Genomic DNA, 18022 nt, shown 5'->3' on the forward strand with positions numbered 1-18022 from the left:
TTTATACCATTTATGCAGAAAACCTGCATAGGCGTCTGGACGTCTAGAAGTTTATTGTGTTATTCTGTTGTCAAGCAATCGAATTGATTTCATCAAATAGTTGAGCAAGATTCATGTGGAGAGAAAATGATAGAGCTTAGACACCTTCGTACCCTGATGGCGTTAAAAGAAAGTGGCAGTTTAGCGGGTGCGGCTAAAAAACGGTTTGTCACCCAGTCGGCGCTTTCTCATCAAATAAAAGAGTTAGAGACACGGATTAACTCAAGTATTTTTGTTCGTAAGAGTAAGCCGTTAACCTTTACTCATGAAGGCTCACGTCTGCTAAATTTAGCGGAAGAAATCTTACCGAAAGTGATTGCAACCGAGTCGGATCTTAAACGCGGTTTAGAGGGTGAAAGCCAACAGCTTAAGCTCGGCATTGAATGCCATAGTTGTTTTCGTTGGTTAATGCCTGTTATTGAGCAATTTAAACAACATGCGCCAGCGGCTCAAATTGATATTTCAAGTCGGCATTTATTTGATTCACTCAATGCATTGCAGACGGGGAGTTTAGACATAGTGCTAACCTCAGATCCAGTGCCGGGACACAGTGTCGCTTACCAGCATCTATTTGATTTTGAAGTTAAATTAATTGTAGCCAGTGATAACGCATTAGCTCAACAAGCGTTTGTAACGCCAGCCCAATTGGCAAAGCAAACCTTAATTAGTTACCCCGTGCCGTTAGCGCGTTTAGATATATACAAACACTTTTTAGAGCCCGCGGGTATTGAACCTGGCGAGCAAAAGCAGTGTGATTTAACCTCAATGTTATTGCAGCGTGTTGCCTGTAATGACGGCATAGCAACCCTGCCAACTTGGTCTATCAGAGAAAGTCAGGGGCTGAATCTTACTGCGGTTAAATTAGGGGCAGAAGGACTAAAACGTCCATTGTTTGGTGCTTATCGCCGCGATGCCACTAATGCAAATTTAATCCAAAAGTGGCTCGAACTTGTAGCAAATGAAGGCATAATACTACAGCGGGTTGATCAGTAATTGTCGTTTAGATAACACGCGTCGAAGCACAAGTCCTGGAGAATCAGGGTTTTGTGTTTGGCGTAAGTTATGGGCAATTAAAAATTCATCGCGTAAATCATCATCCAAACCTAATGACTCAAATGCATCAAGTGATAACTGTTGTTGTTGCTTATCAATCAGTGATTTTATTACTGTCAATGATACGGGCCGAGATAACTCAGCATTTAAATAAGCAAAAGCCGTTAGCGCAATCACCTGACCAAACACACTAAATAATGCTAATGTTTGCATTTCATCCGCATCAATTTTAGTACCAACACCGATTTTATTATCTTCACGTAACTGTACTATACAATCCATCGCAATTATTTCATTTAAGGCCCAATAGCCTTGGACTAATTTTTTGTACGGTTCTGAAAGCTCATCAAGCCGTTCTTTAAGATAAAACGAAAACGCATAACGATAGATGTTCACTTGGCCTAAACGGATTAAGGCATCCTTGACACTTCGGCTTTTGGTCGATATCACCCCTGCTGTTTGTGCGGTATTACTGCGCAACAACAAATGGGCTGCCAACGCAGGGTCGGCAGACACTGTGTCGATAACAACTCTAATATCAGCTTCGTTAATCAAGGCTTTTTTTAATGGAAGTAATATGCCACGACGACCAATGACCTGTTCTTCATTGCCAATAATAGCTTGAACTTGAGTAAAAACTTGTTGCTCAAGATTAGTCATATCTATCGATTACCTTTTTAAGAATAAACACGCTATAAATTAATTTAACGATATATTAAAACGAAAGCCAGTAATAGTTTACTGGCTTTTATGGGTAACTATTTATTAAGCCAAATTATCTAGAAACGATAACCCGCAGTCAGTCTAATTGAGCGACCCGTACCAGAATAATAACCACTGCCAAACGCAGAGTAATAACCGGTACCAACATAGTCTTCATCAAGTAAGTTATCAACACGTAAACTGCCATTCCAACCAGCATGAGCATAGTTTAATGCAAGGTTGGTTAGCACGTAGTGGTCTAACTTATCACCGATATTACTGTTATCGCCTTCCATATAGCGCTCACCCGTATAAACACCTTCAACAAATGCTTGCCAATGATCGGCAAAGTCATAGCTCATGTAAGCCTTACCCGAATGCTTAGCCACCCAAGATAACGCTTTGCCGTCGTTTTCACCTTGAGTGAACTCTGCATCAATATAGTCGTACGAAGCACCTAGCAGCCAGTCATTTGATAACTGCACATCATAAGCCGTACTCACCCCAAAACGACGAGATTGATCCGCATTAACGTTAGCGCCACCACCATAAGGGCCGTCAGTTCTTCCGCCTTCATAAACAATCTCATCTTCTAACTCAAGTTGATAAGCATTGATTTTTAACGTTTGAGTGGCGGTAGTATAGTCCCAACCCGCTTCGTAAGAGCGGCCAGTTTGTGGATCTAAACCTTGTACCGTCAGCGGCGTAAAGGCTTGTTCATCTACTTTTGCAAAGCGGAAGTTATCATTGGCACGGACATAAAAACGATTTTCACTGCTTGGGCGATAGTTAAATCCTAACTCAAATGCATGCGCGTCGTTATCGATTTCAATACGGTTAGGATAAAGTAATTGGTCGTATAAATCGTCTGTTACTTCTGAATAACGCCCCCCGACGACATAGGATAATGTCGGCGAAATAGGTACCGATGCTTGCACATAGGCGCTGCTTTGTTGTTGTTCATTATTACGTTGAATATAAAGCGTATCAAAATCGGCTTCACCTTTGCTGACATCAATACCTGCAACAAAATTTAAATCACCGCGATCTAAATGATAATTGGCGCTAGCTTTAGGTGAAAAACTCAATAATTCACGTTCAATTCGCCCTGCACCGCCGAACAACACGCTGGTCGTTAACGAGTCTGAATAGGTTAAATCCGCGCCTAAGGCCCAAATATTATTTAACTGATATTGATAACCACTTCGCAGTGCGGTGCTCATTTCATGAGAGTATTCGCCCTCAGAAAAAGCCGCGGCTTGGCGTGGATCGGCCTCATATTGTGCTAACGTGAGTGCACCCGGCGTTTTACGATCGTTATCAAAATAATTAACTTCAACATAAAAATCTTCGTTAGCGGTTTGATACTGTACACGACCTAAAATAGATCCGGTTTCATTATCATTATTGTCGCGGTAATTGTCGCTTTCTTTATAGCTTGCCGCTAAAAAATAACGCCATTCGTCGTTAATGGAACCTGAAATATCGCCTTTAGCTTCATAGGTATCAAAACTGCCGCCACTGACTTGTAAGCCACCACTGGTTTCTGTTGGTGCCTTAGTAATGATGTTGATAACGCCGCCAACCGCTTGGTCACCATACAACACCCCTGCACTACCGGATAAAATCTCAACCCGCTCAACTAAGTTAAGCGGAATGGATTCAATACTCGGCGCAGCAATATCAATATTATTCAATCTGCGTCCATCAACTAAAATCAGCGTGTTGTTGGCCGCTTGTGATGCAGAAAATCCGCGCATAGAAAATACGCTACCCGAATTATTATCCGACACCTGAATGCCAGACTGTCCACGTAATAAATCGGTTAAATTGGTGACTCCGCTCATTTGAATATCGGCGGCATCAATAACATTGACGTTGGCCGCAATGTTTAGTGGATTGGCAAGATTACGCCCAATGACCACAATGGTTTCATCCATGCTGATAGCTGAAGACCCGGGGGATGTATCGGTTGACTCTGCCGCAATAGCATTAACCGTTGCCACACTGAAGACAGCACTTAATAGCAGTGCAATTTTTGTTGGTTTAGTACCCATTTACCTTTAACTCCTGAAAGGAAAAATGGGGCAATAGCGCCGTAATATAGATAACCACTGTCGCCCTAATCTACAGAAAAAATCGTCAGAATAAGTCAACAAGCAGTATCACATCACATTTCGAGATCTGCCCACCGAAATCATCGAAATCACCTTTAAGGCCGGTCTCCGGACTGAGGTTGTGGCGTTATACCGATGGCATAACCCGCGCGAGTCTAGATGATTAACGCAACCCTGTTGCGCACCTGACTCTCACCAATCACCGTTGCGGGGGCAGTACCAGATTTACACTGGTTTCCCGATTATCTTGCTTTGGTCTATCGATCCACTGCAAGCACCGTAAAGATTGACTAACTAATCTCAACCCGGGCTAATAAGCCGAGTTGAGGTTAACGCTTGAAATAACGTGAGTTGAGGTTCAACCCATCATTAAAAATATCTGTTTCGTTATGCCAGCATTAGCATTTAGTACCATAGTACCGTTTAATTATTGCTGACATCATAAAATAATAACGCAGAGATTATAACGGATCTAAAGGTGAACTTGATACCAACAAAAGAGTAACCTGCAGATTATTCAGCATGTAGAACAGTCAACTTGTTGGTTAGTGGCACCTAAGAGGGTTATCAACCACATGACGCCGCGCTAGGATTCGACGCTAGGGATACGTCATGAAGTCACGATAATTATCGATAGTGATAGGAGTCGTTTCGGTAGTAAACACGTCTGTTCGAATAGATTTATGGATTAGGTAGACATTTTCGTCATCACTTATTACAGAAAAATAGCCCATTTCGCCTTGTGGACGGCTGATATAGGACACATCTTCCACTGCTGAAGTGTCATGAATATTAGGCATACTGGTGCAGCCTAATAAACCATGTACCGCTTCGAGCCCGTCAACTTCAGAACTGCCAAGCTGTTGATAAACAATTTCCCCTTGGCAATGTTGTTGATAAGTCGCCGCCATTGAATCTAAAAAGCGTTCCGGCTCAACATCATTGGCTAACCCTTTGAACCCCTGCATGCAGACTAAACTAGACCAGTCATTTAATGACTCATGGGTTGGAATAAACTCAGCCATCGTCATGTCGCCACGTTTATCACTGAATGCAAGTTTCCAATCTAATGGCGGTAAAAAGCCGAACTTTGCAGACAAGGTTATGAGTTTCTGGACATCATCAGACATCACCATAACACCTGATGACTTATCAACGTCGCCAAATGCCATCTGTGCTGGAGGGGTAGCAGATGCACTACTGGGGAACAGGAACATTATTCCTAAACACCCCGAGCAGCCTATAATTGCAGCAATCTTGTTCATCCAAATGAATCCTTATTTGGTCAAGATAGAGATAAGTTGATCAAAAATCATGCTAATTTAGTACGTCCTATCCTGAACATACAAAAATTGAAACTTATCTATAACCTATACATAGTGGGTAAAATATTAGTTAAGCTCGTCTTCGTCTTCATCTTCAGCATCGAACAGCTCTTCTTCGTCGATGGCCGATTCAGCAGCAATAGCAGCCGCTAAGCTTTTAGCTTTAAGGTGCTTCTCAGTTTTACGCTGGTTACGATCAGCTTGCTTAGATAAAAAACCTTGCAGTGCTTGCTCGCCCCATACAATGGCTTCTGCTTCTGATGCAAAACCATCTTGGCTTTTTGATACTATGGTTTTAGTCGATGTCATACGACGAGTGATTTCAGTTTTCCAGGTGTTTTCAATTTGAATAACACGTAAAGCATACTTTTTGCTATCGCTCATAATCTATTCTTTCCTACTTAAGGTATCACAGGCTAAAACCCATGAAATTTCAGCCGCGCAGTGTACTCGAAACACACGAGTTTGGGCAGCTATTTAATGGTTATTTTTGCAGCTTATTTGAAAAACTAACCCAATGGCAAGCTTAATACTGCCAGCGGAAAAACAATGATGGTTAAAATCACGCTGTGGCGCCATTATTGTTTCACTAATTGGTTGGAGCCAACAATCATCATTTCACATTTATGGCAGTCAAAAATCAATTTCAATTTATCTTTACCTACCTCTAAAAACATAGGATCCGCTTTAATACCTTCAACTTCTTTCGGGCATAAATTAAAACTGTAACGCAGACAATGTTTAGTGACCATTAACGGAGCATCATGCAAAACGTTATTTTTCTCATAGGTGTCTTCAATTTGAATCACCCCATGTTGATGGTAAAAAGATTTCGCTTTTTCATTCGCCACATTAGATAAAAAGCTCAGTGCTTTTTGCGGGAAACGTGCTGTTTTATCATGCACCCAGCGCTCTGGTCGTTGGTAACTGGCAACTCTTGCCGTCATTAATGCACTAACGGCATCGCGGCGTAACTCATTAACAACCGAGACGGGTAAAAACCACATCTGCTGCGTGAGTAAATTAACCTTGTTCAATACAAAGTCACTGCTGCCAAGTTTACTGAATTGTTTTTTCAGATTTTCGGCGGTCTTGACTTGGTCATTAGCGGGGGCTTTATCGCACGCTAACATGACTGTCGCACTGATATTATGCCGATCTGTAATCGTTAATCCCACCCCGTCATCGGTATCAAAAAATTGCATATCGACAGTCATTTTACGGCTAGCAGAATCTTTGTTAAGGCTAGCTTCGAACTTATGGTCAAAGTTACGGAACATCATCACCCCAATTTTAAGATCTTTGGGTACCTCGGTTAAATGCAAGACATTCCCTTCAGCACGGTTGATGCGCACGCCAGAGAGTTTATCGTCAGACAAACGTTGGGTTTCGTAGTGTTCAACAAAAAAACAGAGGCCATCACCATTATTAAAGTGAATGTCTTTGCCACTTTCACGGGTATCGATTTTAATAAAGTCTTTACCCACTTCGGTGATACGGCCCACTTTTTCACCAATGAACTTAGGCGAACTAAAATGCTCAATGGCCTCAGTACGTTCATTAACAAAATAATCCGTTTTACCACGGTTAAAACTTTTATCAGGATCGGGGATAAAGTTAAACGTGCAACGACCATGAGAAATTGATTCTACATCATCACGTTTAGCCATAATCGCATCAAGTTGCTGACGATAATGAGCGGTGATATTTTTAAGGTAAGTAATATCTTTTAAGCGGCCTTCAATTTTAAACGAACTAATACCAGCATCAATTAACGCTTCTAAATTATCGGTCTGGTTATTGTCTTTTAATGATAATAAGTGCTGATTTTCAGCTAAGACGTCACCTTCGCGAGTGGTCAAATTGCACGGTAACCGACACATCTGTGAACATTCACCGCGATTAGCACTGCGATTAGAATACGCATGGCTCAAATTACATAAACCGCTATAACTGACACATAATGCGCCGTGAATAAAGAACTCTAACTTCATTTTTGTGCTAGCAGCAATATCGCGAATTTGTGGGATATTGAGCTCACGGGCTAATACGACTTGCGAAAAACCAACTTGCTCTAAAAAGACCGTTTTTTCAGGGCTGCGGTTATCCGTTTGCGTACTGGCATGCAACGCAATAGGCGGCAGATCAAATTGTAAAACACCCATGTCTTGAACAATCAAGGCATCAACCCCCGCTTCATAAAGCCGCCAAATAAGCTTTTGGGCTTTATCAAGTTCGTCATCCATTAAAATGGTATTTAACGCCACAAAAACCTGAGCATGATAACGATGAGCAAATTCTGCCAAACGAGCAATGTCTTCAACACTGTTACCAGCATTATGGCGCGCGCCAAAGGCAGGACCACCAATATAAACCGCATCAGCACCATGGCGAATAGCCTCAATGCCGTAATCAGCATTTTTAGCAGGCGCTAATAGTTCTAATCGACGTTTTACGGGTGCCTCAGGTGTAAACAATTCTACAGTAACCATAATGTTAACTAAATTTCGCATTAATTCGGATAAAAAAAGTGCGCCAGCATACTAATATTGTCGCATTGACATAAGTATGTTGACGCATTCAAATAGCGGTATACTTTAGCAAACTTTACATAAAGTTATACATGAATTCGTTGTTATCAACGCCTAAAATGGCTGCAACGCTAGGCTTATAAAAACAGATCTTGGATATTTTTAAAGTCAGTTTTACCTTCAGCAATTTCTTGTGGGTTTAAACCAGACACTTCATGTGGGAACACTAACCAATCTTCAGATGAATGAATAAAATAATCTGGCTTTAGATCGACTTTAGTGTTTTTGGGTTTGTAGTAAGGACATGCTATACGAATATCGGTTGGCATGTTCAAACGCATAAATTTTCTTAATTTACCAATAAGCGCATCAACACTGCGCCCCGAGTCAAATACGTCATCAACAATCAACAAACCGTCGCTAGCATTGGCATTTTCGATAATGTAATGCAAACCGTGCACTTTAATATTTTTATCTTGTTTGTCAGTGCCAATACCATAATAAGACGAGGTTCTAACTGCAATATGGTCTGTTTCGATTTTCTTAAAATCAAAATACTCTTGAACGGCAATACCGATAGGTGCTCCACCGCGCCAAATACCCACGATAAACTGTGGTCGAAAGCCACTGTCATATACTTGTGCAGCGAGTCTAAATGAATCTTCCAAAAGTTGTTGCGCACTAACAAAGAGTTTATCTGTCATTGGTTAAAGCCCCAGTTATTTTATTGCGGCGAATTTTATATCAAATAAGCTTTTCTTGCCTGCAAGAAAAGGAATTAATTGATCAAAAGCAATAAAAAAATCAAAACGTTCGCCACATCGCCATTATCTCAAGCGCCACTAGTAGCGTCAACCGATCCTAATGTGAACAATAATCCACCTCATTAACAAGTATCCTTTATCAATACAATATAGAGTAGGCGTTAAGTTTGCTATCTCAAGCTTGAAGGCAAAGTTCAAGGTCAATACCTGGGTCGTAATGACAATAAAATCTACTTGTCATTAAAAACGACTATGGCATAGTGGGCTGCCATGAAAAGCAGATTTTATCGCCAATTCAGGACCCATACGCCACTATGCTAGTCAATAAAACCTTACACCATGCCTATGGAACTGAACAGGCAAGCACCACAGACAACAACGAACTCAAGGTGCCTAAAAGTGACAACCCGCTCATATGGCCTGTGCTGAGTTTGTTGCAATCAACCAACCAAAGTTGGAAAGTACATCATTTGGCGAGCGAGTTACAAGCCAAAGGATTAATGTATAATCTTGACCCTTTACCCGAAAAAGACCTCTTTAAACTCAACTTTCTACTGATGAACGCCTTATATGAATTACAAGACATATTAATCCCCAAACAGTGGTTACAAGTAAAGGCAATGGAGATCCAAATATTTAGGATTATTCCGGCCAATGCTGATGTGCAACATATTTGCGATGGTGCATTACGCGATTATTATCTCGATTGGGCCAATTATGATGCCAGCGTTAACGTTATACAAGAAATGCTGGAGTCATTCTGGTCAAGTTATCAGGAGTATATTGGCGTCAACACCCAGTTAATGCACCAAGGTCATGCCTTGACAGTATTTGAACTTGATGACACTGCCACCGATAAAGACATTCGCAAACAATGGCGCAAACTCGCGCTTAAATGGCACCCCGACCGCGAACAAGGTAATGCCGAACGTTTCCGTGAAGTATGCGAAGCATGGCAAACCCTAAGAAATTAAGCGTAGGCTGCCAATAATTTACAGGCTCAATATCTTGGTCGAACACTCATAGACCATGATAGCGATTGTCCACAGAACTCTGCATGACTAACTGTGCTTTAGTTATTTAGCGATGCGCATTAGCCATTTAATCGTTAGCTATTTACAGCCATCAATAAACAGGCTTTGGTTAATTATCCAGATTAACCTTCTATATCGCATCATCTAGATTGAACAACTCAATGCCACTTTATGATGACATTCCTTAATAATCATTAAGTTCACTTCAATATCTTGCCTTAATTCAGAGGTTAACCTCATAAAGCACGCACGGATCACGAAATTAACGCCTTTTTAATTGATGATTTAAGCCATAATTCAGCTTAGAAACTTACCCTAATTAGCTCGAGCAGATTAATCTAATCCTATTGATTACTCGCTAATAACATTGATCTGAGGTTTTACATGATTAAATATTTCGCCGTTGCATTGACGCTCATAGCAGCCTCATTTAGCACATTTGCTGCGCCATTTGTTGCAGGCAAGCATTACACTCAAATTTCCAATAATATGGTTACTAGTACGCCAAAAATCACTGAGTTTTTTTCATTTTACTGCCATAACTGCTTCAATATGGAAACTCAGTATCTTGCTGAGATTAAAGCAGGATTAGATGAAGAGGTCACCTTCGATACTAAGCATGTTGACTTTATGAACAGCGATTTAGGCACTGAAGTGATGCGATCACTGGCTGTTATTCATGAGGTTGGTCAAGCAGAAAAGCTCAACCACGCAATGTTTACGGCTATCCAAGGTGATAAAGGCGCCAATGGGCATGATCACAATGCTCAAGGCCACCAGCATGAATCACAAATAAACAGCCGTGAAGACATTAAAAAAATCTTCAGCCAATTTGGTGTCGATGCCGCAACCTATGACACATTGGCCGACAGCAGTACTACCGATAAAGCATTGGCTTTATGGCGTCAGCAACAAACGTTATATAACGTCAGTAGCGTACCCGCATTTATCGTTAATGATAAATACGCTATCAATATGAATGAAATTAGCACTTTAGATGAACTAATTGAGTTGATGAACTATTTAGCCACCTCAAAATAACGGCCGCATCTTGATGAGTAATCAACACTAATGAAAAAAATGGCTATCAATTGATAGCCATTTTTTTCGATTTATCCCATCTGTAATTCAGAGATAAGAACCTATACTCAAACGACCTCGAAATGCAGGATTACGCATGTGCAGACTGCTAAGTTCTAGGGCGGACTCCGTCCTGCTAGGGTCGCTACGCTTCTAGATCCTAGGACCTAAGACCTAGCACCTAGAAGGAGCGAAGCACCGCCCTCTGGCGAGCTTGCGAGTTCCTAGCAGCGCAGCCCTCTAGGCTCTTCCTACGGGAGCGCTGAAACGAGCATGTTGAAGTGGCTTGGGAGGATATAACCAGATCATCAGAACCAGACCACGCTCTCTAATCAAAAAAATCACGTAAATGCAGTAGTCCAAGTAACGCATGTACGAGTAATAAGCCAGCAAAACAGTTTGCAAATAAACTATGGTAATAGCGTAAACTCAGTGCATATTCACCACCTTGAGCCAACCACCACCCCACACCTGTGACAGATACCAACAGCAATAACAATAAACATATCCCGGCAATCACACTCAATAAGCCTTTACCGCCAGATAGCGGTAATTGCCCTTTAGACAAGCCCAGTAGGTCTTGCTGACATTGACGCCAGTCGCCCACTATCCAAGGGTAAAACTGACGCCATTGACCTTGCCTACAGACATCAAAAGCAAAAGCTACGGCTAACAAAGCACAACACAAACCACCATAGACATGCCAGCTATTCCAACCACTGCTATTAGGCTGCAAACGCCGCCCCATTAATATCCACGGGCTAGTGGCAATAAGCAAAACGCTCAACACCCCTGTTACGGCGTGCAATTTAGTGGCTATCGCATCGCACCACTGCGATGCTGTCATCGCTGGCTTCATCAATTATGCCTCAATGATCTGCTGAGCAAATTCATCAACTTTATGCCAGTCGGTAAACTCTACCTTGGTATTAGGATCGGTAGGGCCTTTGGTTATCCACATAATAAACCGAATAATATTTCGGTCCATCACACCGTAGCCTTGGTAGTCTAAATTACCACCAAACACTTGTAATAATGTTGGTTGCCAAACACTTTGCTGTAAAAATTGCTGCATATAGCTATTAGTTTGCGGGGTGTTTTTTTGCGGTTTACGCGCCACTAAGCTAACCGAAAAAAAACCACTGGGTTTGTTTTCTAATTCCGTACGATGAGCTTCAATAAATTGATACAACGCTGGACGATGTTTGCCATGACGAATACTGGCACCGATGAACACTTTATCAAACAGGGCTAAATCGGGAGCATCTGCTAAAGATGCCACCGTGACCTGCTGATCTTGCGCAGCTAGCTGACGTTGTAAATACTCACATATTTTTTGAGTGTAACCATGGACACTTGAATGGATCAGTAAAATCTGACTCATGCTGACCTTCATTGAAATCATTTAAAGTAATTCAATATTTTAGTCCACTAGTGCCAAAATTTACATGAAATAGATCACGTCATCATGATCCACAATAGCGGCAATGTGAAATACTGCGCAAAAAACGCCCTAGAAAAGGATCTAGGGCATCTGGATTTTTAAAAACATTTATAGCGACTGTAAAAATGCGATAACTTGAACTCGCTCAGTTTGGGTTAATGCCATAAAGTCTTGCTTAGATGTTTTGGCTTCACCGTCATGCCATAAAATAGCTTCTTCCAAGGTTGCCGCACGTCCATCATGTAAAAAACCAGCTTGTGGGTTAACGGTTTGCGTAAGCCCTATTCCCCATAACGGTCGTGTGCGCCACTCATTGCCATCGGCTAAAAAGTCTGGACGACCGTCAGCTAAGCCCTCACCCATATCGTGTAATAACATGTCACTAAATGGATAAATAGTCTGGCCTTTTAAACTGTCGCTCATCGGAATTCCGCCAATATCACCCGACGTTTTGGTCACAAATGATGGGGTATGACAACTACTACAATTGAGCTGTTCAAATAATCGAGCGCCTTGACGAACATCGCTATCGTCTACATTACGTCTACCGGGTACCGCTAACGTTTCAGCATAAAAGACCACAGAGTCACTGAATTCTGCGCTAGCCTCTGGCGCACCATCAACATCTTCACCAGTATCGACAAATCCTGTGCGGGTTAAATATGAATCATGTAAACTCGTGCCGACAATGCTTTCATCGGGAAATAACGGGTTAGTAATACCAATATCACCACGCAAAGCGCCTAACGATTGTACTCGGACACTTGGCGTGTTGGCTTTCCAACCAAAGCGACCTAAAGAAACAGGTGTACTATCGCCATTTTGTGCTTTTACGGCATCAAATACCCAGTTAGCTCGACCAGAAATCTCATCGCTATTACTGTCATCGGCATCAACGTTGGCCAAAATGCTTGCTTCAGGTATAGCTTCTAATAAACCTAAACCGAACACAGGCATGCCATTACGCCAACCCATCAACACATCATCTTGAAGTAAATTAGACGTCACATTCGCACTTTGCTTGGTTTCACCTGGCGCGTCATAAGGATTCTCCACTTCAAAAATAGGCTTTTTCAGGCTAACCGTTTCACCGTCCGAATAGACCTCATCATGACGTTCATAAGACAAATACACGTCAGCTTGGCCAACAAACGAATTGTCTTGCCAATCAGCACGCGCTTTTAATACCCCACGATGAAATAGTTGATCACCAAAATCAGGCACTTTAATTGGCGCACAATAATTATTATCTGCCGTACCTTCAATACAAGGTTCTGCTGAAGCTTTGCTAATACGCAAGAAAATTCCATCAGCAGAGCTTAACTTAATGCGCGTTTCAGTTGCCGCGACAAATGGTGTTGAATTTCGGCCATCTCGTTGATGACAAGAATTACAGTCTGCGTTATTGAATACTGGGCCTAAACCATCAAGTTCAGGATGTTGTTCATTCGGTGCGGTAGTAAATGACACTTCAAAATTGGCATCACCTTCTAAATGTAACTCGAGTTCATCGTCAGTTAAATTAACTGATGGTGTCGAAAAACCATGGCCAGAACTATTGGCATCAAACGTAGTGGTATCACCGCCTAAGGCAATAACAGAGGTGTAGCTAGGATAAGTCGTAACGGGGTCCACTGGCTCAGAGATAACTTCATCGCCACTGCCACCACAAGCACTTAGGCTAAGCCCCAGTAATGCTACAAACCAATATGGTTGTCTTAATAATTTGTTCATCTTTGTCTCACACATTCACACTAAAATTGAGTTTATTTGGCAGTAATGCGACCTTGTTATGAGTTGATTCTCTATTTTTTGGTCACACTTACCCTCCCAATAAGGTCGTTCCATGGCCTTATTGAGGCGGTAACAGCTAAATTATGAGTTCCAATCAGATAATAAAGGCAGCACATCTGACTGCAGCGTCGCTTGTAACTTTGTTAATGCATCCACAGCGACCTGGGTTCTAGCACGGCCATCATCATCTAGAATCGCTTGGCGGAAAGGCATGCTAGTGCTACCCGAAATGGCTTGAATTTTTAAAATGGCATCATCAATTTCGCTGGCGACACGCGTAGCTAAAGTCGCATCAGCTGCTGTCACAAAATCAATTAAACCTTGCTTATCGGCACCACCCGTAAACTCACCTTGATAAACGTTACGTACACCAATGATGTTATTTGAAAAGTCGGTTAGTGAGTTCCACGAATACTGCGACTCCACCTTAGAAGTGTCTGCCGTGGTTAATGACTCTCCGAATGGATCGGCAATTTTACCGTTACCCACTTCATCAACAATACCAATCATGCCGTTGATCAATTCTTCAATAACAGCTAATTGTGATGAGTAAATAGTGTTAGTTGCATCGCCAGGGGTTTTAAGTAAATCGGCATAAGGTATAGCAGTAGCACCTTCAGCGTTATAGTTCACTTGCCACGCATCATCTAACAGCGCGGTATAATCACGAAACACTTCCGCTAACGCTATTAAATATTCACGTTCACTGGTGGTAAGGTTAGCAATAAGCTTGGTATTGCTGTCAACGCCATTGCCAAATAACAAGTATTCCATGGTGTGAAAACCTTGAACGTCATCATTCCAAGCTTTAATAGTTTCGGCATCAAAACCACTGTTACTATCTAACTGAGTCTGTAAATCGGTGGTGTTTAATGGCCAGCTGTCTAAATGCGGATCGATACTTAATGAATCTACCGGACCAAAAATATGCGACTCACCTTGCTCCCAAGGTTCACGAGCTGATTTCCACGCATTCTGTGCCGCTACTAAATCGGCTTGAGTAGTAGAAGCACTTAGCAATGCTTGTGTTGCCAATAATAAAGCATCACCTTTAGCGGCTAAATTTGCATAACCGGCCACAATGACATCATCGGTTAAATTGGTGATCATTTCAGTAGCGACAAAGCTAAACCCCGTTGTTGGTACCACTGGGGTTTCGGTGCTTGTATCATCAGAACCTGAACCGCCACATGCTAAAAGCGTAGTGATTAAAGCCAGTGTAATTGCAGTGTGTTTAACGCGCATAATAAAACTCCGTGTAAAAAAAATGACTCAAAATAAATAAACTTATAGCGAGAATTGATATCCCACACCCAAAGCAAAAAAGTTAGTGTCAGGAATGCTGGCAACTGCCACTTGATGCAGACCACCTTCGGCTTTAATAACAACCTCAGGTATAGGGGAATAGTTAATACCTACACTGCTCCAAGTGTTTTCATAACGCTGGGTTGCTGTGCCCGTTTCAACGGCCATAAGTGGATTGGAATAATCGATATTGGCAAACACTGTCATCGGAATATCAAACCATTCGTCGAGCTTTACACCTGCCTCAACAAAGAACGATTGTGACTCTGAACCCAATTGAGCAAAGTTACCGGGCTGTAAACCTGGGGTGGTTTTGTTGGCTAGGGTGATCGCATCAGCATTGTCTAACGTGCCATATAAATATTGACCACGAAGTATCCAAGGCCCTTCAACAAACGCACCTGCGACAGACACAATCCTTAATGCACCATCAACGTCTAACTTGTTACTTTTATGACGATTACCACTGGTATTACCCAAGTAATAAGCCACTCCAACAGCACTGCCAGTTTTAAAGTTACCGTAATCAAGACGGCCAGCAAACGCTAGGTCATCTGTATTGACTTCTTCAAAGCGTTTTTGATGGCCAGATGCCACCCAATCATAGGTGCGAAAATACTCAGAATTTAAGCCACTAATGACTTGTGCTTGATAATGAAAGTCTGACATTTCGCCGTAAACACCAATACCGTTTTCGTTCCAAACGGTCGGCATCATTGCAGCCTCACTTTTATGGCGCTGCACGGTCAAATATTGGCTAGGCTTATGCAGAATGCTTGATAAGCCAATGGGCAAATGAATGTTACCGAACTTCACCCCAAACGCTTTGCTAGGGCGGTAGCGAATTTCCGCTTTTTCAACGACCACTTCACCACCCGCTTCAACTTCAGATTCAAACTCACCAAATTCATCAAAGCCGTCATATTCTAATGCGGAGCCAGTGCCACCATGTTCATATTCAATTTCAACCTCCATGCTCCAATCATCAGTAAACTGATAACCAAACTCAGTCACTATCCGCTCTAAATCCGTACGATTACGTCGCTCTGCAGAGGTATCTTGGACGTTATCGAAATATTCATCACTGGTGTAAACCGCGCTGCCATATGAGTTAACACTAAAACGGCTAAAACGATCATGTGCTTCAGCAGTTTTCTGTACCACGGTGTCAACTTGAGTCGCCACCAGTTTGTTTTGTTGCTGTTGTTGCTTTTGCTCAGAAGCTAATGTAGCAAGCTGTTGTTTTAGTAGTGCAATTTCAGCTTCCTGTTTAGCAATTGCTTTAGCTAATATTTCGGTATTCGTTGCGGCGTGTGCATTCGACATAACACTTAAGCCCAATACACTTGCGACAGATACTGCCAACAAAGTTAACTTGTTATTCATCTTTTTCTCCGACATATCACATTAATGCTCCCTCAAAACGGGATAAGCATATTACAAGTGATAATCATTCGCATTACAATTTACACTATTATAAGCAATTAATTTACAGCGATATGCATTTCACTTAACAATCGGTTTTGTGTCATGATGGATTATCCCCTTAAGAACAAGAATTCCATCCATGTCGGACACTTCACTTACAAGAGGTAACGCCATCGCTAGCCAACAAACAAATCCACAACAGTTACTGCTATGGATGACCTTTGTGATGTCAATGGTATTTGCTGTTTGGCAGGCATTATTAAATAACTTTGTCATTGAACGTGCTGCGTTTACCGGAGCTGAGATAGGCTTATTACAAAGCCTAAGAGAAATCCCAGGATTTTTAGCCTTTACCGCAGTGTTTGTGTTGTTAATGATCAAAGAGCAAACCTTTGCATTATCATCGTTGGCGTTATTGTGTATTGGTGTGGGCATTACCGGCTGGTTTCCCGATGTCATCGGGCTGTATTTAACGACGGTACTGATGTCGATTGGCTTTCATTACTTTGAAACTATAAATCAATCGCTTACATTGCAATGGGTTGAAAAGGCCGATGCACCAGGCTTTATGGGTAAAGCATTAGCTTGGCGTTCGGCGGCGGCGCTACTCGGCTACGGATCAATTTGGTTGATAATGAGTTGGCTTAGCCTCGATTACATTTGGATGTACAGCATCATTGGCGGATGTGGATTATTGATGGTGTTTGTGATGACGGTATATTTCCCTCGTTTTACCATTGGTTCCATTCAACACAAGCATTTAATAATGAGAAAACGCTACTGGCTGTATTATTTACTGACCTTTTTCTCTGGTGCGCGCCGGCAAATATTTATGGTCTTTGCAGGCTTTATGATGGTTGAAAAGTTCGGTTATTCGGTATCCGAAATTACTGGGTTATTTCTAATTAATTATGTGGTTAACTTAATCTTTGCGCCTAAAATAGGCCGCTTTATTGGTCGAATAGGTGAACGCAATGCCTTGATTATTGAATACATTGGCTTAGTCATTATTTTCAGTTGTTACGCCTATGTCAACGACGCAAATATTGCTGCAGGATTGTATGTCATTGATCATCTTCTTTTTGCAATGGCGATAGCGACAAAGACTTATTTTCAAAAAATTGCAGATAAACAAGATATTGCTTCAACCATGTCGGTCAGCTTTACTATAAATCATATAGCAGCGGTTATTATTCCGGCGTTATTAGGTATTTTGTGGTTAAGCTCGCCTAAGTCGGTTTTCTTTATCGGTACTGGATTTGCCGTATGCTCACTCGCGCTAGCATTCAATGTTCCGCGCCATCCACGACCAGATAAAGAAACCTTATGGTCACCATCAAGAACAAAGCACTAAACGATTCAGCGTAGATGTCATACCATACAGACATGACGCAAGCGCAATGCAT

General features: G+C 41.8%; 15 protein-coding genes and 1 riboswitch. Of the genes, 4 read left to right on the forward strand and 11 right to left on the reverse strand.

All coding sequences use genetic code 11. The features are described from left to right. The first annotated feature begins 126 nt into the window (after nucleotides 1-126). On the forward strand, nucleotides 127-1032 hold the full coding sequence (locus AAEY93_RS07140) for a LysR family transcriptional regulator (protein WP_101032660.1): 906 nt from the start codon (nucleotides 127-129) through the stop codon (nucleotides 1030-1032). Here AAEY93_RS07140 and AAEY93_RS07145 read toward each other — a convergent pair. From AAEY93_RS07145 to AAEY93_RS07170, 6 genes are all read right to left on the reverse strand, one after another. After that, the gene (locus tag AAEY93_RS07145) at nucleotides 1012-1752 is read right to left on the reverse strand and encodes an HDOD domain-containing protein (protein WP_101032661.1); all 741 of its coding nucleotides are present in this window, start codon (nucleotides 1750-1752) and stop codon (nucleotides 1012-1014) included. The genes AAEY93_RS07140 and AAEY93_RS07145 overlap by 21 nt on opposite strands. 119 nt (nucleotides 1753-1871) lie before the next feature. After that, nucleotides 1872-3851, reverse strand: a complete 1980-nt coding sequence (locus AAEY93_RS07150; protein WP_351075733.1) for a TonB-dependent receptor — start codon at nucleotides 3849-3851, stop codon at nucleotides 1872-1874. Between the two features lie 142 nt (nucleotides 3852-3993). Beyond that, nucleotides 3994-4208: riboswitch (cobalamin riboswitch) on the reverse strand. Between the two features lie 302 nt (nucleotides 4209-4510). Then, nucleotides 4511-5176, reverse strand: coding sequence for a hypothetical protein (locus tag AAEY93_RS07155; RefSeq protein ID WP_351075736.1), 666 nt, complete (start codon nucleotides 5174-5176; stop codon nucleotides 4511-4513). Between the two features lie 126 nt (nucleotides 5177-5302). Next, on the reverse strand, nucleotides 5303-5620 hold the full coding sequence (locus AAEY93_RS07160; RefSeq protein WP_351075739.1) for a DUF3622 domain-containing protein: 318 nt from the start codon (nucleotides 5618-5620) through the stop codon (nucleotides 5303-5305). 194 nt (nucleotides 5621-5814) lie between these two features. Beyond that, a complete protein-coding gene (locus tag AAEY93_RS07165; protein ID WP_351075742.1) occupies nucleotides 5815-7728 on the reverse strand; it encodes a peptidase U32 family protein in 1914 nt (637 codons plus the stop codon). A 176-nt stretch (nucleotides 7729-7904) separates the two neighbouring features. Next, nucleotides 7905-8471, reverse strand: a complete 567-nt coding sequence (locus tag AAEY93_RS07170) for a phosphoribosyltransferase (RefSeq protein WP_101032665.1) — start codon at nucleotides 8469-8471, stop codon at nucleotides 7905-7907. Nucleotides 8472-8845: 374 nt separating this feature from the next. Here AAEY93_RS07170 and AAEY93_RS07175 point away from each other — a divergent pair, with 374 nt between their 5' ends. Beyond that, nucleotides 8846-9505 carry a DNA-J related domain-containing protein gene (locus AAEY93_RS07175; protein WP_351075747.1) on the forward strand — a complete coding sequence of 220 codons (660 nt, stop codon included), beginning with the start codon at nucleotides 8846-8848 and terminating at the stop codon, nucleotides 9503-9505. A gap of 444 nt (nucleotides 9506-9949) precedes the next feature. Continuing rightward, complete coding sequence (locus AAEY93_RS07180) at nucleotides 9950-10606, forward strand: thiol:disulfide interchange protein DsbA/DsbL (RefSeq protein WP_124013588.1); 657 nt, start codon at nucleotides 9950-9952, stop codon at nucleotides 10604-10606. Nucleotides 10607-10973: 367 nt separating this feature from the next. Here the strand turns inward: AAEY93_RS07180 and AAEY93_RS07185 are convergent, their stop codons facing one another. The 5 genes from AAEY93_RS07185 to AAEY93_RS07205 all read right to left on the reverse strand — a co-directional run bounded on the left by AAEY93_RS07185 (nucleotide 10974) and on the right by AAEY93_RS07205 (nucleotide 16574). Beyond that, complete coding sequence (locus AAEY93_RS07185) at nucleotides 10974-11504, reverse strand: cytochrome b/b6 domain-containing protein (protein WP_351075752.1); 531 nt, start codon at nucleotides 11502-11504, stop codon at nucleotides 10974-10976. A gap of 3 nt (nucleotides 11505-11507) precedes the next feature. After that, nucleotides 11508-12029 (reverse strand): menaquinone-dependent protoporphyrinogen IX dehydrogenase, encoded by a 522-nt coding sequence (gene hemG / locus AAEY93_RS07190; protein ID WP_351075755.1) that lies wholly within the window; start codon nucleotides 12027-12029, stop codon nucleotides 11508-11510. Between the two features lie 168 nt (nucleotides 12030-12197). After that, entirely contained in the window at nucleotides 12198-13823 is a 1626-nt protein-coding gene (locus tag AAEY93_RS07195; RefSeq protein WP_351075758.1) for a di-heme oxidoredictase family protein, read from the reverse strand. A gap of 141 nt (nucleotides 13824-13964) precedes the next feature. Continuing rightward, a complete protein-coding gene (locus AAEY93_RS07200) occupies nucleotides 13965-15128 on the reverse strand; it encodes an imelysin family protein (RefSeq protein WP_351075760.1) in 1164 nt (387 codons plus the stop codon). A gap of 42 nt (nucleotides 15129-15170) precedes the next feature. Continuing rightward, entirely contained in the window at nucleotides 15171-16574 is a 1404-nt protein-coding gene (locus AAEY93_RS07205; RefSeq protein ID WP_351075764.1) for a hypothetical protein, read from the reverse strand. A 214-nt stretch (nucleotides 16575-16788) separates the two neighbouring features. Between AAEY93_RS07205 and AAEY93_RS07210 the strand changes: the two genes are divergently transcribed. Further along, on the forward strand, nucleotides 16789-17970 hold the full coding sequence (locus AAEY93_RS07210) for an MFS transporter (RefSeq protein WP_351075843.1): 1182 nt from the start codon (nucleotides 16789-16791) through the stop codon (nucleotides 17968-17970). Nucleotides 17971-18022: the final 52 nt, after the last annotated feature.

This window comes from Shewanella sp. CAL98-MNA-CIBAN-0140 (assembly GCF_040309905.1).
In the GTDB taxonomy this organism is placed as follows: Bacteria; Pseudomonadota; Gammaproteobacteria; order Enterobacterales; family Shewanellaceae; genus Shewanella; species Shewanella psychromarinicola.